The sequence below is a fragment of the Sphingopyxis sp. OAS728 genome (assembly GCF_014873485.1).
GTDB lineage: Bacteria > Pseudomonadota > Alphaproteobacteria > Sphingomonadales > Sphingomonadaceae > Sphingopyxis.
In genome coordinates this window covers 515149-537604 of sequence record NZ_JADBDT010000001.1, presented here as the reverse complement: position 1 = coordinate 537604, position 22456 = coordinate 515149, and the positions used below count along the sequence as shown (strand labels likewise).

20 protein-coding genes are annotated in these 22456 nt (G+C 65.5%); 8 read left to right on the top strand and 12 right to left on the bottom strand.

Annotated elements, in window-relative coordinates; genetic code table 11:
• Positions 1–10: 10 nt before the first annotated feature.
• Entirely contained in the window at positions 11–853 is an 843-nt protein-coding gene (locus GGC65_RS02565; protein WP_192645732.1) for a TauD/TfdA dioxygenase family protein, read from the bottom strand.
• Between the two features lie 165 nt (positions 854–1018).
• On the opposite strand from GGC65_RS02565, the gene GGC65_RS02560 reads away from it, so the two are divergent.
• The 3 genes from GGC65_RS02560 to GGC65_RS02550 all read left to right on the top strand — a co-directional run bounded on the left by GGC65_RS02560 (position 1019) and on the right by GGC65_RS02550 (position 2592).
• Complete coding sequence (locus GGC65_RS02560) at positions 1019–1399, top strand: glycine zipper 2TM domain-containing protein (RefSeq protein WP_192645731.1); 381 nt, start codon at positions 1019–1021, stop codon at positions 1397–1399.
• Between the two features lie 157 nt (positions 1400–1556).
• Positions 1557–2117, top strand: coding sequence for a peroxiredoxin (locus GGC65_RS02555; RefSeq protein WP_192649359.1), 561 nt, complete (start codon positions 1557–1559; stop codon positions 2115–2117).
• 22 nt (positions 2118–2139) lie between these two features.
• Complete coding sequence (locus GGC65_RS02550) at positions 2140–2592, top strand: MaoC family dehydratase (RefSeq protein ID WP_192645730.1); 453 nt, start codon at positions 2140–2142, stop codon at positions 2590–2592.
• A 12-nt stretch (positions 2593–2604) separates the two neighbouring features.
• On the opposite strand, the gene GGC65_RS02545 is transcribed toward GGC65_RS02550, so the two are convergent.
• From GGC65_RS02545 to gyrA, 3 genes are all read right to left on the bottom strand, one after another.
• Entirely contained in the window at positions 2605–4668 is a 2064-nt protein-coding gene (locus tag GGC65_RS02545) for an amidohydrolase family protein (protein WP_192645729.1), read from the bottom strand.
• A gap of 121 nt (positions 4669–4789) precedes the next feature.
• A complete protein-coding gene (locus GGC65_RS02540; RefSeq protein WP_192645728.1) occupies positions 4790–5101 on the bottom strand; it encodes a DUF952 domain-containing protein in 312 nt (103 codons plus the stop codon).
• The gene (gene gyrA, locus GGC65_RS02535; protein ID WP_192645727.1) at positions 5098–7833 is read right to left on the bottom strand and encodes a DNA gyrase subunit A; all 2736 of its coding nucleotides are present in this window, start codon (positions 7831–7833) and stop codon (positions 5098–5100) included. Before gyrA ends, GGC65_RS02540 begins: the two co-directional genes overlap by 4 nt.
• A 235-nt stretch (positions 7834–8068) precedes the next feature.
• Here gyrA and GGC65_RS02530 point away from each other — a divergent pair, with 235 nt between their 5' ends.
• From GGC65_RS02530 to GGC65_RS02520, 3 genes are read left to right on the top strand one after another with little or no spacing between them, the layout of a single operon-like run.
• Positions 8069–9283: a hypothetical protein gene (locus tag GGC65_RS02530; RefSeq protein WP_192645726.1), complete on the top strand. Its 1215-nt coding sequence runs from the start codon at positions 8069–8071 to the stop codon at positions 9281–9283.
• 58 nt (positions 9284–9341) lie between these two features.
• Complete coding sequence (locus tag GGC65_RS02525; protein WP_192645725.1) at positions 9342–10241, top strand: hypothetical protein; 900 nt, start codon at positions 9342–9344, stop codon at positions 10239–10241.
• Positions 10234–11601 (top strand): sensor histidine kinase, encoded by a 1368-nt coding sequence (locus GGC65_RS02520; protein WP_192645724.1) that lies wholly within the window; start codon positions 10234–10236, stop codon positions 11599–11601. The genes GGC65_RS02525 and GGC65_RS02520 overlap by 8 nt, the downstream gene beginning before the upstream one ends.
• Before the next feature lie 58 nt (positions 11602–11659).
• On the opposite strand, the gene GGC65_RS02515 is transcribed toward GGC65_RS02520, so the two are convergent.
• The gene (locus GGC65_RS02515; protein WP_192645723.1) at positions 11660–12943 is read right to left on the bottom strand and encodes a citrate synthase; all 1284 of its coding nucleotides are present in this window, start codon (positions 12941–12943) and stop codon (positions 11660–11662) included.
• A 38-nt stretch (positions 12944–12981) separates the two neighbouring features.
• Positions 12982–14424, bottom strand: a complete 1443-nt coding sequence (gene gltX, locus GGC65_RS02510; protein WP_192645722.1) for a glutamate--tRNA ligase — start codon at positions 14422–14424, stop codon at positions 12982–12984.
• Between the two features lie 83 nt (positions 14425–14507).
• Here gltX and GGC65_RS02505 point away from each other — a divergent pair, with 83 nt between their 5' ends.
• Positions 14508–16667, top strand: coding sequence for a ComEC/Rec2 family competence protein (locus GGC65_RS02505; protein ID WP_192645721.1), 2160 nt, complete (start codon positions 14508–14510; stop codon positions 16665–16667).
• Here the strand turns inward: GGC65_RS02505 and lexA are convergent.
• From lexA to moaC, 3 genes are all read right to left on the bottom strand, one after another.
• Positions 16621–17298, bottom strand: a complete 678-nt coding sequence (gene lexA / locus GGC65_RS02500; protein WP_192645720.1) for a transcriptional repressor LexA — start codon at positions 17296–17298, stop codon at positions 16621–16623. The two genes, GGC65_RS02505 and lexA, sit on opposite strands and share 47 nt — an antisense overlap.
• Positions 17299–17363: 65 nt before the next feature.
• Positions 17364–18554 carry a gephyrin-like molybdotransferase Glp gene (glp, locus tag GGC65_RS02495; RefSeq protein WP_192645719.1) on the bottom strand — a complete coding sequence of 397 codons (1191 nt, stop codon included), beginning with the start codon at positions 18552–18554 and terminating at the stop codon, positions 17364–17366.
• On the bottom strand, positions 18551–19021 hold the full coding sequence (gene moaC, locus GGC65_RS02490) for a cyclic pyranopterin monophosphate synthase MoaC (RefSeq protein ID WP_192645718.1): 471 nt from the start codon (positions 19019–19021) through the stop codon (positions 18551–18553). Before moaC ends, glp begins: the two co-directional genes overlap by 4 nt.
• Before the next feature lie 290 nt (positions 19022–19311).
• Between moaC and catB the strand changes: the two genes are divergently transcribed.
• Positions 19312–19950 (top strand): type B chloramphenicol O-acetyltransferase, encoded by a 639-nt coding sequence (catB, locus tag GGC65_RS02485; RefSeq protein ID WP_192645717.1) that lies wholly within the window; start codon positions 19312–19314, stop codon positions 19948–19950.
• A gap of 73 nt (positions 19951–20023) precedes the next feature.
• Here the strand turns inward: catB and trpC are convergent, their stop codons facing one another.
• Genes trpC through GGC65_RS02470 form a run of 3 tightly spaced genes read right to left on the bottom strand, consistent with a single transcriptional unit; the run spans position 20024 to position 22391 of the window.
• Positions 20024–20809, bottom strand: coding sequence for an indole-3-glycerol phosphate synthase TrpC (trpC, locus tag GGC65_RS02480; RefSeq protein WP_192645716.1), 786 nt, complete (start codon positions 20807–20809; stop codon positions 20024–20026).
• A complete protein-coding gene (gene trpD / locus GGC65_RS02475; RefSeq protein ID WP_192645715.1) occupies positions 20806–21804 on the bottom strand; it encodes an anthranilate phosphoribosyltransferase in 999 nt (332 codons plus the stop codon). Before trpD ends, trpC begins: the two co-directional genes overlap by 4 nt.
• The gene (locus GGC65_RS02470; protein ID WP_192645714.1) at positions 21801–22391 is read right to left on the bottom strand and encodes an anthranilate synthase component II; all 591 of its coding nucleotides are present in this window, start codon (positions 22389–22391) and stop codon (positions 21801–21803) included. Before GGC65_RS02470 ends, trpD begins: the two co-directional genes overlap by 4 nt.
• Positions 22392–22456 lie beyond the last annotated feature (65 nt).

The following is a 22456-nucleotide window of genomic DNA, read 5'->3' as shown; positions in this document are numbered from 1 at the left end:
GGTTGGCGCCCTAACCGTCCCACGCGGCGATGGTCGTGCGGTGGAGCAGGCGGTCATAGCCGTCGTAGCCGCCGGTCGCGCGGTGGAGCAGCGAGCGGTTGTCCCACATGATCAGCATGTCGGGTTCCCATTCGTGTGAATAGCGAAACTCCTCGCGGCCCTGCCACTGGATGAGTTCGTACAGAAGCGGCAGGCCTTCGCTATCGTCGAGGCCGTCGAAGCCGATGATATAGCCGGCGCATCCGAATAGACCCTTCCGGCCCGTCTCGGGATGTTTGCGGACGAAAGGATGGAGCTGTGTTTCGAGCGCCTCCTCGCCCGAACGAATGTCCATGCTACGATCCTTGTCGTTCGCACCATACATGCCCGATGGGGCGTAGCCGGCGCGGGCACTGTGGATCGCCTGCAAGCCTTCGACGCGCGCGCGGAGATCGGCGGGCATCGCGTCGAGCGCGGCGTGCTGGTTCGAAAATTCGGTGTTGCCGCCGACCGGCGGGATAGTGATGCCGAAGAGGCAAGTGCCCGCGGGCGGGCGGTCCTGAAAGCTCCAGTCGCTGTGCCAGTTTTCGGCGAACAGCGGCGCGGTTTCGTCGGCCTTGCGCTTCACCGCGATGATATGGTCGTGACCGGGAATCGGGCGGATGAAGGGATCGTCGCCGAAGCCGCCGAAATAGCCGGTGAAACGCTCGAGATCATCCTCGCTCATTTTCTGGCCGGGGAAGGCGAGGACATGATGGTCGAGCCATGCCGCGCGGATTTCTGCGACCGTGCCGGTATCGAGTGGCTGGGTCAGGTCGACGCCGGTGACGCGCGCGCCGCAGGACTGGCCGCTGGGGGTGATCGAGAGGGTCATGGGGCGATGCTGCGCCGCTTGACCGGCGCGGTCAATCCCGCGCGGCAGGCCGCCCCGAAATATCGCCGAACCGATGTGCAAGCCGGGCAATCGCACCGGCAATTCAGCGGGGCGCCATGTTTCGGATCCTAATCTGCCTGCGGGGGGCAAGGACGGAGAAGATAAATGTTCCTGCTCAAGAAATTGGCGTTGACGGCATTGATCGGTGCCAGCGCGCTGGCCGCCATGCCCGTGGAGGCGGATGCGCGCGACCGCCACCACCGCCATGGCTATTATGGTCATCGCGACCATGATCGGTATCGCGATTATCGCCGCCACGACCGGCGCGATTATCGCCGCGACTATCGGCGCAGCCACTATCGCGACCGCGACTATTATTGCCGCCGCAGCAGCGGAACCACCGGCCTGATCGTCGGCGGTGCCGCGGGTGCCTTGCTCGGCCGCGAGGTCGACCGTTACGGCGATCGTCTGCCGGGAACGATCATCGGCGGCGCCGCGGGCGCACTGATCGGACGCGAGGTCGATCGCGGCGGCCGCCGCTGCTAATCCGGCGTTAGTCGTCTGGATGCACTTTGGCTGCCGTTGGTGGCCAAAGTGCATTGCGACATTGGAACGGGCGGTAAATTTTTTCCACCTGCAGACGAATTTCGGCGTAGAGGTCGTCACGGCGGACGTGCTTCCGCAGTTCGAGGTGGAGATCCAGATGAAGACGCTGATGAAATTTGCTTTTTCGTTGGGCCTCGGCCTGTCGCTCGCCGTCCTTCCGGCACAGGGCATCGCGGCGCTCCAGCAGGGCGCAAAAGCCCCGGACTTCACGTTGAGTGCGGCACAGGGTGGAAAGCCTTTCAGCCTTTCGCTGAAGCAGACGCTGAAGAAGGGGCCGGTCGTGCTCTATTTCTTCCCCGCCGCCTTTACCCCGGGCTGCACGATGGAAGCGCATCTGTTCGCCGAATCGAGCGACGACTTTAACCGGCTGGGCGCCCGCGTCGTTGGCGTCACCGCCGGCAATATCGAGCGCGTCGCGGAATTCTCCAAGTCGGAATGCCGCGACAAGTTCGCCGTCGCCGCCGATCCGGGTGCGAAGGTTGCGGCGAAATATGATTCGACGATGAAGCGACCCGACGGGACGATGCTGTCGAACCGGACATCCTATGTCATCGCCCCCAACGGAACGATCCTGCTGAGCTACACCGACAGCAAGCCGCAAGCGCATATTGAAAAGACGATGGCGGCCGTGCGCGCTTGGAAAGTCCGGCAGCGCTGATCCGGGTTTGAGGGACGCCCCGATGTCGAAATCCGTCTTTCTGGACGATCTGGAGATTGGTCAGTCGTGGCGTGGCGGCCCGATCGAAATGACCGAAGCCGATATCGTCCGTTTCGCGCGCGAATATGATCCGCAGCCGATGCATATCGATACCGCGGCGGCGGCGAGCGGCCGTTTCGGCGGGATCATTGCCAGCGGCTGGCACGTCGCTGCGCTCGTCATGCGCGATTTCGTCGAAAAGGCGCCGTTCGGAGACACGCCGCTGCTGGGGCTCAAGATCGACGATCTGCAGTGGCGCCTGGCCGTGCGGCCCGGCGACGTGCTCGACATCACGCGCGAGATCGTCGACATCGCACGCTCGAAGAGCAAGCCCGACCGCGGCGTGCTGACGATGCGGATGACCGTCACCAATCAGGATGGCGCGGTCGTGATGTCGTTTGTCAACCTGATGCAGATGCCGGCACGGCTCCAGTAACGGGCGCGCCGGCTATTTCGGCGTTCCGCTGTAGCCGGCGGCTTTGCGCAATTCGCCCGCGTCCATGACATAGCCGTCGCTCACGACCGTCACGACGCGGCGGAGCGCCCCGAGGTCGGTCGAGGCGTCGCCGTCGACGAGCACCATATCGGCTTCCTTGCCAACTGCGATCGAGCCGGTGCGCTTGTCGGCGCCGACAACGCGGGCGGGGAGGATCGTCGCGCTCTGGATCGCTTCGGCGGGGGTGAAGCCGGCCTGCTGGTATATTTCGAGTTCGCGGATCAGCTCGATCCCCCAGCCGTCGGTGCCGGCGACGATGGGCACGCCTGCCTTGTGCAGGCGGCCGACCAGTTCGACCATTTTCGCATAGCTTTTGCGATAATCGTCGCGCGTAAGCCCCTCGATGAGCGGATAGCCGCCAGCGGTGAACACCGAGCGTTCGAGGACGGGCGAGATGATGCCCATATAGGGCGCATAGGCCGGCTGGGGCTTGCCGCCATCCTGCGTCAGCATGCCTTCGAAAATGACGATCGTCGGGTCCACGATGGTCTTCTTCTTCGCAAGGTCGGCAACGAAGCCCTTCATCAAGGGCGCGTCGAGATCGACGTCCTTGAAATAGCGCGCCGGCCCTTCGACGCGCTGCCGCGTGTTCGCCTTGTCGATCACGTCGCGCGGCATCGATTCCATCACGACGAAATTGAGGTGGGTGAGCTCGTCGTAGCCCGCAGTCACCGCCTCGCTCGGCTTCATTCCGGCGGGGACGTGGCCGTGGACATGGAGGCCGAGCTTGTGCGCCTCGGCGGCGGCGGGCGCGATCCATGCGGGATTCATCGAGGTGTAGAATTTAACGCCCCAGAGACCCGCCGCCTTGACCCGGCGGACTGCGGCGATCGCCTCCTCGGGGCTGCTGACGACTTCGGCGCCCTGCGCCGCCAGCGGGTCCTTTTTGTCGATGATGACCGAGATAAAGGGTTCGCCCATCAACAAGCTGTGATCGGCGCGGCGCTGCGTTGCCTCGATCGCGCGATCGAAATTCGTGCCCGGACTGCGGAAGCTGGTGATCCCGTTCGCCATGTTCGACAGCACGTCCCAATCGTCGCCGATGTGGAGATGGCTGTCCCAAATGCCCGGGACCAGCGTCTTGCCGCGGCCGTCGATGATCTGCGTACCAGCAGGGGCTTTCAACGATCCCGCGGCACCGATGGCGGCAACCTTCCCGTCTTGGGCGAGGACCGCGCGGTTCGCGAGGAAGGCGCCCTTGTCGGCGTCGAATAGTTGGACATTGTCGAACAGCACCGGGGCTTTGGCGGCGGGCGCAAGGAAGCGTTTGGCTATGCCGGCGACCGCTTCGGCCGTCGCCTTTTCCTGCGTATTGCGCAGTTGTTTCAGCGCGCCCTCATATCCCGCGGGGATCACCGAGATGAAGCTGATGTCGGCGAAATAGTGCTTGTTCTCGTCGAGCCATACCGGGAAGGGGGATGGCAATATGCCGCTGACGAAGGCGAGTTGGACCGTCTTGGGGCCGCTTGGGCCCTGGATTACCTGCGTCGGGCCGAAGGTCATCCGGCCCTTGCCACTTGGCAGGAAATTCAGCCCGGCATCGCCCGCTGCCGCGAGCGCATCGATCATCGGGGCGTTGGCGATGCCGATACCGCCCGCCGGGATGTACCAGCCGCCGGCAGCGGCTTCGCCTGCATCATTCGCTGTTTTCCATGTGGCACGGCCGTTTGCGACGCGATATTCCTCGGCGGCATCGCCCGACGTGGTGACGCCGCGGACGGTCAACGCCTCGATCATCCCACCGGGGGCGAAAGTCGTGACCTGATCCATTTCGGTGATCCAGCCGCGCAGTTCCTGCGACCAGCGATAGGCGGTGCGGCCGTCGGGGAGCTGCCAGCGCCACTGATTGCCGTGCTTACCGGCTTCGGACACGACGACATATTGCACCGCATCGGCAGGCGGCTTCAGAAGCTCTTCCTTGGGAACAGGTTTCGATTGCACGACGCGGGGGGCCGTTTCGTGCGCATAGACGGGCGCGGCCGAGGCCAGAAGGGCGGCAATCAAAACGAGGCGCATCTATTATCTCCCCCAAGAACGGACAGTCGAAGCCCGATGGTGGTAGGAGGTTTCGAGGGCGCGAAGCAAGATGCGACCAACACCGACGAGCGTTCGACCAATGCGTCGATGAATGCGCTGGTCAATCGCGCCTTTGCAGGCTCACCACCGCATGAATCGGCAATTCGGCATAGATGTGAGGAAACAGGTCGCCGCCGCGCGCGGGTTCCCAGCGGATCGCGTCGCCGAGGCAGATCAGGTCCACCTCGGCGATCATCAGCCCGCTTTGACCCGCGAAATATTTCGCGATCGTCGTCTCGAGCTGCTCGGCGGTCGACAGGTGGATATAGCCATCGGCGATATCCACCGGGGCGCCGCGGAACACGCGTTCGCGTTCGAAATCGGCCCATTGCTGCGCTGTGAGCACCTTGAAGGCCGTGGCGGGCGTCGTCATTCGGACGGCGCCTCGCTCGCGGGCGCTTCAGCCCCGACTTCGGTGCCTTCGGCCTCTTCTTCGTCGCCTTCCTCGATCAGCGCCGCCGAGACGACATGTTCGTCCTTGGCGACGTCGAACAGGCGCACGCCCGCGCTGCCGCGCCCGATGACGCGCATCGTGTCGAGGCCCATCCGGATAAGTTTCGCCTGATCGGTGACGAGCATCAGCTGATGCGCCTTGGTCGCCGGGAAGCTCGCGACGACAAGGCCGTTGCGGGCGATGTTGTCGATATTGGTGATGCCCTGACCACCGCGGCCCGTGCGGCGATATTCATAGGCCGACGAGAGCTTGCCATAGCCGTTGGCGCAGACGGTGAGGATGAACTCCTCGCGCGCGGCCAGCTCTTCCATGCGGTCGGCGGGCAGCGTCGGTTCGTTCTCATTATCCTTCCACGGTGCAGCGCGGAGATAGGCCTCGCGCTCCTCGCTGGTCGTGCCGACCTTGTGGAGGATCGAGAGCGAGATCACCTCGTCGCCGTCGGCGAGGCGCATGCCGCGCACACCGGTTGAATTGCGGCTCTGGAATTCGCGGACGTCGTCGCCGGCGAAGCGGATCGCCTTGCCCTGGCGCGTCGCGAGCAGCACATCGTCGCTTTCGTCGAGCAGCGCGACGCCGATGAGCCGGTCGTCCTCGTCCTCGCCCTCGAACTTCATGGCGATCTTGCCATTCGAGGGCACGTTGGTGAAAGCGTCCATGCTGTTACGACGCACATTGCCCTTCGCGGTTGCGAACATGACGTGCAGCTTGCCCCATTCGTCCTCGTTCTCGGGCAGCGGGAGGACGGTTGAGATCGTCTCGTCCTTGCCGAGCGGCAGCAGGTTGATCATCGGACGGCCGCGCGTCGCGGGCCCACCCTCGGGCAGGCGCCACACTTTCATGCGATAGACCTTGCCCGCGGTCGAGAAGAACAGCACCGGCGTGTGCGTCGAGGTGACGAACAGGTTGGTGACGACATCCTCGTCCTTCGTCGCCATGCCGGCGCGGCCCTTGCCGCCGCGACGCTGGGCGCGGAAGGTTTCAAGCGGGGTGCGCTTGATGTAACCGTCGAGCGTGACGGTAACGACCATCTCCTCGCGCTCGATCAGATCCTCGTCGTCGATGCCGTCGGCGGCGGGGGCGACGAGCGTCTTGCGCGGGGTCGCGAATTCGTCGCGCACCGCGACCAGCTCTTCGCGCATCACGCCATAAAGTTTGACACGGTCGGCGAGAATCGAAAGCAGTTCCTCAATCTCGGCCGCCAACTCACCAAGTTCCTTGCCGATTTCGTCACGGCCGAGCGCAGTCAGGCGGTGGAGACGAAGGTCGAGGATCGCCTTCACCTGCACTTCGGACAGACGGTAGGTGGCGCTTTCCTCCATCTCGCCCTCGATCGCTTCGACGAGGCGGATATAGGGCGCGATTTCGCCGATAGGCCATTCGCGCGCGAGCAGGGCTTCGCGAGCGGCGGCGGGCGAGGTCGAGCCGCGGATGATGCGGACGACTTCGTCGAGGTTGCTGACCGCGACGACAAGGCCGAGCAAGATGTGCGCACGGTCGCGCGCCTTCGCGAGCTCGAACTTGCAGCGACGCGTGATCACCTCCTCGCGGAAGGTGATGAAGGCCGAAAGAATATCCTTCAGCCCGAGCATCTCGGGGCGACCGCCGCGGATCGCGAGCATGTTCGCGGGGAAGCTCGACTGCGCCGGGGTATGGCGCCACAGCTGGTTGAGCACGACCTCTGCGGTCGCGTCGCGCTTCAGTTCGATGACGACGCGCACGCCCTCGCGGTTCGATTCGTCGCGAATGTCGGCGACGCCCTCGATACGCTTGTCGCGCGCGGCTTCGGCGATCTTCTCGACGAGGCCCGACTTGCCGACCTGGAAGGGAATCGACGTCAGAACAATCGATTGGCGGTCATTCCTGCCTTCTTCGATGATATGCGTCGAGCGCATCATGATCGAGCCGCGGCCCGTGGCATAGGCGTTGCGCGCGCCGCCCTGGCCGAGCATCATCGCACCGGTCGGGAAGTCGGGGCCGGGGACAATCGCCATCAGCTCTTCGAGCGTGACGTCAGCACCGCCCGCAAGCTGGCGGTCGATCATCGCGAGCGTCGCGTCGATGATTTCGCCGAGGTTGTGCGGCGGGATGTTGGTCGCCATGCCGACCGCGATGCCGCCGGCGCCGTTGACGAGCAGGTTCGGGAAGCGCGCCGGGAGCACGGTGGGCTCGTCACGGCTGGCGTCATAGTTGGGCTGGAAGTCGACGGTGTCCTTGTCGAGATCGTTCAGCAGCACCATCGCGGTCTTGGCAAGGCGCGCTTCGGTATAGCGCATCGAGGCCGGCGGATCGGGGTCCATCGAGCCGAAATTGCCCTGGCCGTCGATGAGGGGCACGCGGAGCGACCAGTCCTGCGTCATACGCGCGAGCGCGTCGTAGATCGCGCTGTCGCCGTGCGGGTGATAGTTGCCCATGACGTCGCCGACGATCTTCGCCGACTTCTTGTACGGGCGACCCGGGACGAAGCCGCCTTCCTGCGCCGCATAAAGGATGCGGCGGTGCACCGGTTTCAAGCCATCGCGCACATCGGGCAGCGCACGGCTGACGATCACGCTCATCGCGTAATCGAGGTAGGACGTCTTCATTTCGTCGACGATATTGATCGGCGAAACGCCGTCCTCGGACGGCGGCGTAGGCGTATTTTCTTCGGTCAAGACCCGGCCTTTTTTCGTTCTTTCGGGAGGTAGATTTGGCCTAGCCGATGATGGGTGGAAAGGCCAGCGATTCGGTCGCTTTTTCCGCATTTTTTTACAGGCGAAAAGGGCCCGTAAAGTGCCGGAAAATCGGGTGAAGGCGTGACGTCACCGCGCTTCATCGCGGGGCTTGCCAATCGCTTCGCCAGCCCTAAAGCTTTGCGCCGATGACCGCTGCTCCATATCCTCGGCGCCGATGGCCCTGATCGCGCTGGTCGGCGCCTCCGAAACGCTGCCCGACGGGTCGCTCCGCGCGCTCGTCACCGTGGCCGCCGAAACGCTGATCGAGCGGCAGGCGGCGCGCCTCGCCGACGTCGGCGTGACGCATATCGCCGTCGCGGTCGCCGCAGTCCCCGCGGAGTTGCTCGCGACATGCGACCGCATCCGCCGCCGCGGCGTGAAGGTCACGCCCGTGCGCGCCGCCGCCGATCTGTTGGCGCTGGTCGAGGGCGACGACCGCATCATCCTCGTCGCCGACGGCTTGCGCGCCGGCGGGACGCATTATGCCGCGATCGCGAAGCCCGGCTCGCCCGCGATCCTTGTCACCGGCGACACGCCGCTGACGCAGATGTTCGAGCGCATCGACGCGACGCGGCGCTGGGGCGGGCTGGCGTGCATTTCCGACACGATGGTCGCCGAGCTCGCCGCGATGCCGGGCGAGTGGGACATGATGCTCACGCTGCTGCGCCTCGCCGTGCAATCGGGGGCACGGCGCCTCTATTGCGAGCCTGCATTGTTCGAGCAGGGCGAGATCGCGATCATCGCTGATCGCCCCACCGCCGTGCTGATCGAGCAATCGAGCCTGCAACAGGTCGAATATGGCGGCATGGGGCTCGGGCGTTCGGCGATCATGATGCCGCTGATCCGGCTTGCGGGGCCGTTGCTGGTCAAATCTCCGACGACGGCGCGCTATCTGCCCTATGTCACCGCCTTGCTGTGGGTGATCGTTGCGCTGCTCGCGGCGAGCGGGCTCGCGGCGGCGGGCGCGCTGGTTGCAATTTTCGGGGGGCTCGGGCTTGCCGCGATGCGGTTCCTGTCGGCGTTTCGCGCCGAAAGCGCCGCGCAGGACCGGACGCGAGAGGTCATCCGTACCTTTGCGTGGGTGTTGCTCGCTGGCTTCCCGTGGCTGCTGTCCCTGACCGGTCCGGCGCACAGGATGCCACTGTTTTCCGAGGCCGCGCTGGCGCCATGCCTTGCCGCAACGATCCTGCTCGCGCGCTGGCTGTACGAGGATTCAGGCGAACGACGGCGCTTTCACTGGCTGCTCCCCGATGCCGACCAGGCGTGGATCATGCTGGCGCCCGCGCTGCTGTTCGGCTTCGCGTCGTTGATGTTCGCCATCCTGCCGCTGCTCGCGCTGCTCCAGATCCTGCTCTGGCTGCGGCTCGCCCGGCGCCCGGAGGCGCGGTAAAACAAAGGTCTTCAAGGTTTAACGCCTATTAACGTCATGCTGTTATTGGCGGACGCGCATGATTGACTCGGTTTCCTCCCCCGGCATCGCCCCACCGTCGCCGACGCTGTCCGCGCGCCTTCGCGAACTGGCGGGCTATTTGGCCGCGCCGGCTGCGGGGCGTTTGACCGAGGAGCAGCGCGCGCTGTCGCTCGGTATCGCGCGCCGGCTGGTCGTCGATGTCGCGGCGCGGCTTCATCCCGGTATCGATCCGGTCGGCCTGTGGAATGAATGGATGCGCGGCGGATTGCCGTGTGCGGCGCGGATTGCCGGCCTCTGTTTCGCGCGCGCCGAGGAGCATCGCTGGCGCGAACAGTCGGCGCTGCGGACCAGTCCGCCACCGATCCTTGCCGAAACGGACACGGCGAACACCGATCCGTCTGCGGTCGGCGGTCCACTGTCCAACGTCGACCGCGCGTATCTGGCGCTCCAGATCGCCGACCGCCGCCGCTTCGACGCGATGGGCAATCCCGCGATCGCGGTCGCCGATCTCGATGGAGAAACTTTCCGCGCGTTGCTGCTCGATATCGCCGCGTGGCGGCTGGCCGCGGTCAGCGGGGACACGGCACGCGCGGCTGAGTTGGGCGACGCAGTGCGGGTCGCGACCGAACGGCATGCCGACGAGCGCGGAATCGAGCGCGCCGGACAGGCCTATTACGAGATTTTGGGTCCCGCCTTGGCCGATGTCGCCGCGGCGGCAATCGCGCGTCACAATTGGCCGACTCTGATCGCGCTTGCCGCCGCGGCGCACCGCCGTAGCTATGGCGATATGGCGATGACGCTGCTGACCGCCGAAAGTGCCGCCTTGCCTTCGCTACTCGCGCCCCTGCGCCTCGATCATGCCGCGCTGGCGCCGCTCGAGGCCTCGCTGACGATGCTGCCCGCGCGCGCGGTGGCCGATGCGAGCGGCGATGAGTGAACGCATCATCCGGGGCCGGATCGACCGGTCGGGGGCGCTGGTCAGCGCCGATGCGCCGCTGCTGCGCCTGCAACAGCGCGCCGGGGCGGGGTTGGACAAACCGCTGGCGCTGCCGCATCTCGCGCGGCTCGTCACGCTGGCGCAGCGGCTCAGCCGCGACATCAGTCGCCCGCTGTATGCCGCCGATGATCATAGCGACATCCACGCGCTCGTTCGCATCATACCCGATGCGGAAGGTGCGAGCCTCGAGATCAGCGACTGGCGCACGCGCCCCGTCACACAGCCACAGGTGCCCGCGATCGCCGACAGCACCCCGGTGCCGCAGAGCTGGGCGTGGGAATGCGATCAGCATCTGCGCATCGTCGCTTTGCGCACGACGGCGGATGCGCCGCCGGTGCCGGACGGGTGGGAAGGGTGCTCGCTCTCGGAGCTGTTCGAGCTGCAACCCGATGAGGACGGGCGTTTCCCCGTGCTCCGCGCACTTGCCAGACAATCGCGATTCGACGGCCAGCGCGTGCAGGCGGCAGGCGGGGCGATGACGCTGTCGGGCGACGCGTTGTTCGACGCGACGGGCCGCTTCACGGGCTTTCGCGGGCTCGCGGTGGTCGCCGATGCCCCGCCGCCTGCCGAAACGATCGCGAGCGCAACGCTTGTCGACCCGGCGTTCGGATCGCTGCCGCTGTCCGATCCGCAGTTCGGCCGCCGGATCGATGGGGCGCTGCGCGGTCCGCTCAGCCGCATCATCGCGACAGCGGAGACAATTTCGGGGCAATTCGACGGCCCGATCCGCGCCGATTATGCGCGCTATGCCGGCGATATCGCGCATGCGGGGCGCCATCTTCTGGGGCTCGTCGATGACCTCGCCGACCTCCAGAATATCGAGCGACCAGGGTTCAAGGCGGCGCAGGACGAAATCGACCTCGGCGACCTCGCGCGCCGCGCGGTCGGCCTGCTCGGCATGAAGGCCGAAGAAAAGGGCATCCGTATCGACGCGCCGCGTACCGATGACCGGGCGCCGGCCACCGGCGAATTCCGCCGCGTTCTGCAGGTGCTGCTCAACCTGCTCGGCAATGCGATCCGCTATTCGCCCGAGAATTCGCAGATATGGATTCGCGTCGACCGCGACGGCGATCGTGCAACGGTCACCGTTGCCGATCAGGGGCAGGGCATCGATACCGAGCAGCAGGCAGTGGTGTTCGAGAAGTTCGAGCGGCTGGGCCGCACCGACAGCGGCGGTTCGGGGCTCGGCCTCTATATCGCTCGCCGCCTGGCGCGCGCCATGGACGGTGATCTGACGGTCGACAGCGCACCGGGGCAGGGGGCGCGCTTCACATTGAGTGTCCCGGCGCGCGAGGGCTGAATCGAAACGGCGGCATGGTTGCCCATACCGCCGCTCGAAAACTTACGGAATTTGCCGCTTAGCGCTTGTCGACCGCCACATAGGGGCGGTGCGTCGGGCCCGTGTAAAGCTGACGCGGACGGCCGATCTTCTGTGCGGGGTCCGAAATCATTTCGTTCCACTGCGCGACCCAGCCGACGGTGCGGGCGAGGGCGAAGAGCGCGGTGAACATCGTCGTCGGGAAACCGATCGCCGACAGGATCACGCCCGAATAGAAGTCGACGTTCGGGAACAGCTTCTTGTCGATGAAATAGGGGTCGTTGAGCGCCATTTCCTCAAGTTGGAGCGCGACCTCGAACACCGGGTCGTTGACCTTGAGCGCTTCGAACACCTCGCGCACGGTCTTCTGCATCACCGTCGCGCGGGGATCGTAGTTTTTATAGACGCGGTGACCGAAGCCCATCAGGCGGAACGGATCGTCCTTGTCCTTCGCACGCGCGATATATTCGGGGATGCGTTCGGGACGGCCGATTTCGCGCAGCATGTTGAGCGCGGCTTCGTTTGCGCCGCCATGCGCGGGGCCCCAGAGGCAGGCGATGCCCGCCGCGATGCACGCGAAGGGGTTGGCGCCCGACGAACCCGCAAGGCGGACGGTCGAGGTCGACGCATTCTGCTCATGATCGGCGTGGAGGATGAAGATGCGGTCGAGCGCGCGCTCGACAACCGGGTTGACTTCATATTCCTCGGCAGGAACGCCAAATGTCATGCGCAGGAAATTGCCGGTGTAGCTCAGCGAATTGTCGGGATAGACGAACGGCTGGCCCACCGAATATTTATACGCCATTGCCGCAATCGTCGGCATTTTCGCGATCAGGCGGTGGCTGGCGATCATCCGCTGGCGCGGGTCGTGGATTTCGGTCGAGTCGGGATAGAACGCGCTGAGGGCGCCGACGACGCCGCACATCACCGCCATCGGATGCGCGTCGCGGCGGAAGCCGCGATAGAAGGTTGCGAGCTGTTCGTGCAGCATCGTGTGGCGGGTGATCGTGTTTTCGAACGTCGCCAGTTCCTCGCCGTTCGGCAGTTCGCCGTTGAGCAGGAGGTAGCAGGTTTCCATGAAGCTCGAATGTTCGGCGAGGTCGCCGATCGCGTAACCGCGGTGGAGCAGAACGCCTTCGTCACCGTCGATATAGGTCAGCTGCGATTCGCAGCTCGCGGTCGAGGTGAAGCCGGGGTCATAGGTGAACGCACCGGTCTGGGCGTAGAATTTGCGGATGTCGACGACGTCGGGGCCGACGGTGCCCGACAGGACAGGGTTGTCGACGGTCTTGTCGCCGAGGGTGATCTTCGCAGTGTCGGTCATATTTTGTTCCCTGTACTGACGGCGGGGAGAGAGAGTGGCTACGCCCCTGCCGGATAATGTTGCGCTGCGTCAAGTCGGGCGAGACTCACATCGCGTCCGAGCAGGAGCAGCACGTCGAAAATCCCCGGGGAGATGGTTCGGCCGGTTAATGCCGCGCGTAGAGGTTGCGCGAGTTTACCGAGCCCCAGTTCGGCGGCTTCGGCTTCGGCGCGCACGGCGGCGTCCAGCTCTTCTATCGTCCAATCGTTCAGCCCGCGCAGTCGCTCCGTGACGGCAGCGAGCAGGCCTTCGGGCGAGGCCTTTAGCACCTCGGCCGCTTTCTCGTCCACCGGCAACGGGTCGGGCTGGTAGAGGAAAATGGCGCCATCGGCGATCTCGTCGAGCGTCTTTGCGCGCGGCTTCAGCGACTCCATCGCGCGCGTCAGCAGGTCGCGGTCGGCATCGTCCAGCGCGCGGCCGACGAGTTTTTCCACGCGCGGCGCAACGAGGCCCGCGAGGCGCGCATTATCGGCTTCGCGCAGATAATGGCCGTTCAGATTTTCGAGCTTTTTGAAATCGAAACGCGACGGCGAACGGCCGACATGCGCGAGGTCGAACCATTCGGTCGCCTGCGCGCGGCTGATGATCTCGTCATCGCCATGGCCCCAGCCAAGGCGGAGGAGGTAGTTGTTCACCGCCTCGGGCAGATAGCCAAGTTCGTCGCGATAGGCGTCGACGCCGAGCGCACCATGGCGCTTCGATAGCTTCGCCCCGTCTGCTCCGTGGATCAGCGGGACATGCGCATAAACGGGCTCGCGCCAGTTCATCGAACGGATCAGTGCGAGCTGGCGGAACGCGTTGTTGAGATGGTCGTCGCCGCGGATCACATGCGTCACGCCCATATCATTATCGTCGACGACAACACTGAGCATATAGGTCGGCGTGCCATCGCTGCGCAGCAGGACGAAATCGTCGAGTTCGGCATTCTGGACCGTGACCTCGCCCTGGACCTTGTCGGTGATCGTCACCGCGCCGTCTTGCGGCGCGCGCAGGCGGATAACGTGCGGAACCGACGGATCGCCGTCGTCGCGATCGCGCCACGGGCTGCGGACGCGGAAGGGCAGGCGCTTTTCCTGTGCCTCGGCGCGCATCGCGGCGAGCTCGTCCTGCGTCAAATAGCAGCGATAGGCTTCACCCTTGGCGAGCAATTCGGCTGCGACCTCGGCATGGCGCGGCGCGCGCGCGAACTGGAATACCGTCTCGCCGTCCCAATCGAGGTCGAGCCACTGCATGCCGTCGAGAATCGCGTCGATCGCGGCGTCGGTCGAGCGCGCGCGGTCAGTGTCCTCAATGCGCAGCAGGAATTTGCCGCCATGGTGGCGCGCGAACAGCCAGTTGAAGAGCGCGGTGCGTGCGCCGCCGATATGCAGGAAACCCGTCGGCGAGGGGGCGAAGCGCGTCACCACGTCGGCGCCGGTCGCCTCAGGGGTCGCTGCTGCCATTTTGGTCTGGTTTTCGGTTGCCACTGCGGCCTCTTTCACTCAATTTGCCGCCCTTCTGGGCGGGGATCGGGGGAGCCCCTAGCATGGCGACAAGGCTGCTTCAAACGCCCATTGCTGCTCGCTGGGCAACTATCCGGAACCGGACAGGCGACGCGCTGGAGGCCCGGCTCGAGGCCGAGCGCGAGCGGATCGGGCTCTGGCTGCCTGTGGCGCTCGGCGCCGGGATTGCGGCGTGGTTCGCATTGCCTGCCGAAGCGCACTGGACAGGGTTGCTGTTCCTGCTCGCAGGCGGCGTGGGCGTGGGGCTGCTCATCGGCCAAAATAGCCGGTTGGGGCGGCTGATCGTCGTTGGATGCGGCATGATGGCGGCGGGCGTTTTGCTTATCTGGGCGCGCGCCATATGGGTCGCGGCGCCGGTGCTGGCGGCGCCGGTGGTGACCGAATTTTCTGCGATCGTGGAGCGCGCCGAGCCGCTGCCCGCCAAGGGGCAAATTCGCATAATCGCCCTGCCGCAGCGTCGCGCCGATTTGCCGCCGCGCGTACGCCTGACGCTGCGCAGCGAGCAGGGGGAGGGGCTCACGGACGGGGAGACGATCGGCGTCAGGGCACGGCTTATGCCGCCGCCAACGGCGAGCCTTCCCGGCGGGTATGATTTTGCGCAGCGCGCGTGGTTCGACCGCATTGGCGCGGTTGGTACCGTGCTCGGCGATATTTCGCGTGCGCCGGGAGCCGGAGCAGCGCCGCCGCCGCTGCGCAGCCGGCTCAGCGCGCATATCCATGCTCAGGTTGCGGGATCGGCGGGCGGCATCGCGGCGGCGCTGGTGACGGGCGATCGCGGCGCGATCAGCGAAGCCGACGAGGAGGCGATGCGGCGGAGCGGATTGGCGCACCTGCTGTCGATCAGCGGGCTGCATGTGACGGCCGTGGTCGGATTTGCGATGCTGCTGACGATGCGGCTGTTCGCGCTGAGCCGGCGGCTCGCGCTGGCGGGCTATGTCCTCCCGCTCGCGGCGGCGGCGGGCGCGCTTGCGGGGGGCGCCTATACGCTGCTCGCCGGCGCCGAGGTGCCGACTTTGCGTTCGTTCATCGCGGCGCTGCTCGTGCTCATCGCCTTCCTGATGGGGCGCGAGGCGATGACTTTGCGGCTGGTAGCGGCGGGCGCGCTCGTCGTGTTGGTCTGGCGGCCCGAATCGCTTGCGGGGCCGAGCTTCCAGCTGAGTTTTGCAGCGGTCACGGCGATCATCGCGCTGCACGAAAGCTGCCCGATGCAAAGCTTTCTGGCTCGGCGCGACGAAGCGTGGCCGTTCCGATTCGGTCGCGCCATCGCGGGCTTGCTGCTCACGGGGCTCGTCGTCGAAGTCGCGCTCGCCCCGATCGCGCTATTCCATTTTCACAAGGCTGGGCTTTACGGCGCGCTTGCCAATGTTGTCGCGATCCCGCTGACCACTTTCGTGATCATGCCCGCCGAGGCGCTGGCCTTGCTGCTCGACAGTGTCGGCCTCGGTGCGCCCTTCTGGTGGATCACCGAGCAGGCGATCGGCGCGCTGATCGGGCTCGCGCACGCGGTCGCCGACGCACCCGGTGCCGTCGCCATGTTGCCGACCTTCGCGGGCTGGGGCTTCGCGCTGTCGGTTTACGGAGGCTTGTGGCTGTTGCTGTGGAACACGCGCTGGCGGCGTATCGGCGCGGTACCGCTGGCGATCGGAATGGCGGCGTTGCTGGTACAGCCGCGCCCAGATCTGCTGGTGACCGGCGACGGCCGCCATATCGCCGCCGTGCTTCCCGATGGCAGCTATGCGCTGCTCCGCGACCGGGCGGGTGATTATGTGCGCGACAGCATGGCCGAGGCGGCGGGCGTCGACACGCCGCTCTCGGCGCTCGCCGAGCTCGATCATGTCGAATGTAATCGCGATTTCTGTCGATGGAGCCAGGGCGACGGCGCGCGGCGTTACATTATCCTCGCCTCGCGCGGGCGTGACCGGATCGAGGGCTCCGATATGGCGGCAGCCTGCGCCGCGGCCGATGTGGTGATCAGCGACCGCTGGCTACCGCGCGAGTGTATGGGGCGCTGGATGACGATCGACCGCGACAGCCTGGCCGAAACCGGCGGACTGGCGCTGTATCTCGGCGAAACGCCCGAAGCCGTCGCCACGCTTAGCGCGGGCGACGGCCATCCGTGGCGGCTACCGCAGCAGCTCAGTGGTAACGACGAAGTAATCCCGACAGGCGGCCCTGCACGATGACGCGATCGGCGGGATAGCGCTGCGGCTCATAGGCCGAGTTCGCCGGATCGAGGCGGATCATCTGGCCTTCGCGGCGGAAATATTTGAGCGTCGCGTCCTGTCCGTCGACGAGCGCGACGACGATATCGCCCTCGCGCGCGGTGCTCGCTTTCTGGATCAGCGCATAATCGCCGTCGAAGATGCCCGCCTCGACCATCGAGTCGCCCGACACTTCGAGCGCATAATGTTCGCCCGAGCCGAGCAACGCGGCGGGGACAGCGAGATTATTGTGATCCTCGAATGCCTCGATCGGCACGCCGGCGGCAATCTTGCCGTGCAGCGGAACCTCGATGATGTCGTTCGCCGCGATCGGTCGCATGGCAGGAGCAGCCTTGCGCAGCGGCACGACATTCTCACGTACCGGTGCGGCCTTCGCTGCCTCGGGCACCTTCAGCACTTCGAGCGCGCGGGCGCGGTTCGGCAGGCGACGGAGAAAACCTCTTTCTTCCAAGGCGCTTATCAACCGGTGTATACCCGATTTCGATTTGAGACCCAGCGCCTCCTTCATCTCTTCGAACGAGGGCGAAATGCCGCTCGAATCGAGGCGTTCCTGGATGAAGTGGAGCAGCTCATGCTGCTTTGCGGTCAACATCGGTCGTTCTCCATGATGCCATTACCGGACATATTGAGAACGATAGTGGAACAAAGCGGAACTTGTCAAGCGATGACAAGATAGTCCGCAGCATCGCCCACATTGCGCGGCGGCGCGCCGATCTCGCGGATCAGCAAGGCGTTCGCCGAGGCGAGGGGAAGGGTGCGACCGCTCTCCTGCCCGATCATCGGCGTCAGGCGGCCCTGTTCGAGTCGCGCGCGAAGATAGTCGCGGCGCCCGCCGCCTTCGGCGAGCGGAGCAGCCAGCGGGGCCCGATGGACGGCGGGTAGCGGCTCGCGCGCGCCCGCCAGATAGCGGACGAGCGGCAAAAGGAACAAGGTTGCGGTGACGAAGGCCGACGAGGGGTTGCCGGGAAGGCCGAGCAGGATCGCATCGCCGAGCATTCCGGCGATCAGCGGCTTGCCGGGACGCATCGCGATCTTCCAGAAATCGAGTCGTCCGCCCGCATCGTCGAGCGCGCCGCGGACATGATCATGATCGCCGACCGAGGCGCCGCCGACGGTCACGATGACGTCGTGACGTCGTGCCAACTCTTTCAAAACTTTGGCAAGTGTCTCACGGTCGTCGCGGATATGATGCGGGAGGACGGGGCCGTCGACCTCGCCGGCGAGCATCGCGGAGAGCATCGCGCCATTGCTGTCGGGGATCTGCCCCGGCGCGAGCGGGTGTCCGGGCTGGACGAGTTCGTCACCGGTGGTGAGGATAGCGACGCGGGCGCGGCGTCCAACCGCAAGCTGCCCCGCGCCGCTCATCGCCGCAGCGGCGATCGCGCCCGGGGTCAAGCGCGTCCCTGTAGGCAGCAGGCAGTCGCCCGCGGCGAAATCGGCGGCTTGCGACCGGATATGACGCCCGCGCGTGCCGGGGCCGTCGCCGGTCAAACGCAGCATATCGGCGTCATGCGCGACATCTTCCTGAACGATCACCGTGTCGGCGCCGGCAGGGAGCATCGCGCCAGTGAAGATACGCATCGCTTCACCGGGCCCGATCGGGCGGGCGGGCGGGGCGCCGGCGGCGGTTTCGCCGATCACCGTCCACGGCCCCGGCAGATCGTCGAAACGGATCGCATAGCCATCCATCGCCGAGAGCGGTGCAGCGGGCTGATCGCGCAAGGCGACGACATCTTCCGAAAGATAGCGGCCAAGCGCCTCGGAAAAAGCAATATTTTCGCTACCGAGCGGCGCGCGTAGCGCAATCAGCCGACTCTGAGCTTCCTCGACGGGAAGCAGCCCGCTCATTCGGCGCGCCAGTCGCCCGAGCGCCCGCCGCTCTTTTCGAGCAGGCGGATGTCACCGAGGATCATCGCGCGGTCGAGCGCCTTGGCCATGTCGTAAAGCGTGAGTAGCGCGACCGACGCGGCGGTGAGCGCTTCCATTTCGACCCCGGTGGGACCGGTCGTCTGCGCGGTGGCGGTGACCGATATGCCGCCTTCTTCCCACGCGAAATCGACGCCGACCTTGGTCAGTGCGAGCGGATGGCAAAGCGGGATGAGATCAGCGGTGCGTTTCGCGGCCATGATGCCGGCAATGCGCGCGGTCGAAAGTACGTCGCCCTTGGGTGCATTGCTGCTGCGGATCGCCTCGAGCGCGCCCGGCGACATGCTGATGCGGCCGCCGGCGACCGCGCGGCGCTGGGTTGCGGGCTTGGCGCCGACGTCGACCATATGTGCGGTGCCCGTTTCGTCGAGATGAGTCGGTTTCGTCATGTCGCCGAAACCAAGCAATGGCTGGCCGGAAAGGCAAGACGCTTTGGTCGTTTTGGTTCGTTTGAGCCCGAGCGGCCCGTCAGCAAGATTGCATGCGGGTCTTGTAATCATACAGACAATTGGCGCATGCAGTCCGGTATGAAGTCTGCAGACTGTACCATCTGAATCGGCTTTCGCGTTTCGACGCGAGAAGCCTCGATCCCGGCATGCGCGGAGCGTGCTGGTCAGCGTTTGCGTGCGTAAACGCGTCACAGGAGCCATCGATATGGCTCGGATTCAATGGTGATTTTGTGAAAAACTTCTTCGAAAGCCCCTTCAAGGGCATTACGCTTGATCGACAGGTTACGAACCCGAACATCGTCGTCGGCCGCTACAGCTATTATTCGGGCTATTACCATGGGCACAGTTTCGACGACTGCGCCCGCTTCCTTTTTCCCGATGCGGGCGTCGACAGGCTGATCATCGGTAGCTTTTGTTCGATCGGATCGGGGGCTGCCTTCATCATGGCGGGAAATCAAGGACACCGGAACGACTGGATCAGTACCTTCCCCTTTTTCTGGATGCCCGAGGTGCCCGCCTTTGCTGGTGCGGCCAACGGCTTCGAGCCGGCAGGCGACACCGTAATCGGCAACGATGTATGGATCGGATCGGAAGCGATCATCATGCCCGGGGTCAAGATCGGCGACGGCGCCGTGATCGGGACACGCGCCCTCGTCACCCGCGACGTCGAACCCTATGCCGTCGTCGGTGGCAACCCGTCGAAGGTGATCCGAAAACGCTTCGACGATGCGGATATTGCCCGGCTGCTCGAACTTGCGTGGTGGAACTGGTCCGACGAGCAACTTCGCGAGGCGATGGCGATCCTCACCAGTGCGGGCGCCGCTGGACTCCATGACCATTGGCGGAAGGTCATCGACGGACGGGTCTAGCAGGAGCAGGTGAGTCTGCCCGTCCCCGCGCCCGGACCGGGGCCGGGCAGGCGAACCCGATTGCCTTCGGAATTCACCCCTCCAGCAGTGCCTTCGTTGCCGCCGTGACGTCGTCCTGACGCATCAAGCTTTCGCCGACGAGGAAAGCCTTTACGCCGCTTTGCGCCAGTCTTTCGCAATCGGCGCGGCGCGCGATGCCGCTTTCACCGACGAGCAAGGTACCCGGCGGGACCAGCTTTGCGAGGCGCTCGGTGACCGCGAGGTCGGTTTCGAAGGTGCGAAGGTCGCGGTTGTTGACGCCGATCAGGCGCGACTGGAGCTGGGTCAGCGCGCGATCGAGTTCGGCTTCGTCATGCACCTCGACGAGCACATCCATGCCGCGTTCGAAGGCCGCCGCCTCGATCTCGCGCATCATGGCATCTTCGAGCGCAGCGACGATGATCAGGATCGCGTCGGCACCGATCGCGCGCGCTTCGGCGACCTGCCAGGGGTCGACCATGAAATCCTTGCGGAGCGCGGGCAGGGCGCAGGCGGCGCGCGCGGCAACCAGATAATCCTCATGCCCCTGAAAATAGGGGGCGTCGGTCAAGACGGACAGGCAAGCCGCCCCGCCGGCGGCATAGGCGCGCGCATGATCGGCGGGGTCGAAATCTTGTCTTATCAGTCCCTTGGAAGGCGATGCTTTCTTGATCTCCGCGATCAAGCCGAAACCGCCTGCGACGATCTTCGCCTGAAGAGCCGCGGCGAAACCGCGCACCGGGCCGGCGTCGATCGCGTCGAGTTCGGATAGCGAACGGAGCGCGGCGCGTTCGGCCACTTCCTCGGCCTTCGTGGCTAGAATTTGGGTGAGCTTGTTCATTTATAGGCGATCCAGCAATTGAGCAGCGCGTTGGCAAGGCCCTTGTCGATCGCCTCGGCGGCTTCCTCGACGCCTTCGAGCAAGCTGTCGGCGGCCCCGGCGACAACGAGTGCCTCGGCGGCGTTATAGAGCACGGCATCGCGATACGCGCCCGGTTCGCCTTCGAGCAGGCGGCGCAGCGCCTTTGCGTTATATTGGGCGTCGCCGCCGCGGATCTCGGCGAGCGAGCGCGTCGGAAGGCCCGCATCGGCGGCTGCGCTGCGCTGCATGCGGACGCCTTCGGGCGTTATGACCGCAACCTCATTGCCGCCCGCGAGCGATAGTTCGTCGAGCCCCTCGTCGCCAGAAATCACGCGCGAATGCTCGGTTCCGAGCCGGTGGAGCGCCTCGGCATAAACGGGAACATAGGCGGGCCGCGCGATGCCGACGAGCTGGCGCGTGACGCGCGCCGGATTGGCGAGGGGGCCCATCAGGTTGAAGATCGTGCGGCGGCCGATCGCCTTGCGGATCGGCATGATGCGCTTCATCGCCGGGTGGCGGGTGCCCGCGAACAGGAAACAGATGCCGAGGTCGGCCAGCTGTTCCTCGGCCATGCAGTCGGCGCGCTCCATGTCGAGGCCAAGCGCCTCCAGCGTATCCGCCGCGCCGGATTTTGAAGAAGCCGCGCGATTTCCGTGCTTTGCAACCGGAACCTCGCACGCCGCAACGACGATCGACACTGCGGTCGAGACGTTGAGCGTGTGATGACCGTCGCCGCCGGTGCCGCAGACGTCGATCGCGCCCTTGGGGGCCGCAACGGGGATCAGCCGGTCGCGCATCGCTTGCGCCGCGGCGGCGATTTCGACCATCGTCTCGCCGCGATCGGATAGTGCGATCAGGAACTCGGTGACCTGCTCGTCGCTCGCGCCGCCGTCGAGCATCGTCGCGAAGGCGTCGGCCGCCTCGTCGTGATCGAGCAGCGCCGAAGGATCGGGAAACGGCCCGAAGCGGCTCATGCCGCCTTGCGCTCGCCGACCGGCAGCCCCGCGATCTTGAGGAAATTGGCGAGCATCGCATGGCCATGTTCGGTCGCGATGCTTTCGGGATGGAACTGGACCCCGTGGATCGGCAGTTCGGTGTGGCGGAAACCCATCACCGCGCCGTCGTCGCTCGTCGCGTTGATCACGAGGTCGGCGGGAATGTCGACGACCTCGAGGCTGTGATAGCGCGTCGCCTGAAAGGGCGAGGGCAGGCCGGCGTAAAGCCCGCTGTTGTCATGGCAGACAGGAGAGGTCTTGCCGTGCATCAGATGGCCGCGCTGGACGGTTCCCCCGAAATGCTGGCCGATCGCCTGATGGCCGAGGCATACGCCGAGCAAGGGACGGCGCGCGTCGGCGCAGGCGGCGACGAGGTCGAGGCTGATTCCTGCCTCATTCGGCGTACACGGCCCGGGCGAGATGAGGATGGCATCGGCGCCGGTCGCGAGCGCGTCGCTCGCGGTCAACGCATCGTTGCGTTCGACGCGCACGTCGGTTCCCAGCTCGATCAGATAATGAACGAGGTTGAAGGTGAAGCTGTCATAATTGTCGATGACGAGGATCATGGGGGCGCACTAACGGTTTTGGAGGGGAGGGGGAAGGGATAGAAGCTTTTCGGGGTTCAACTCTT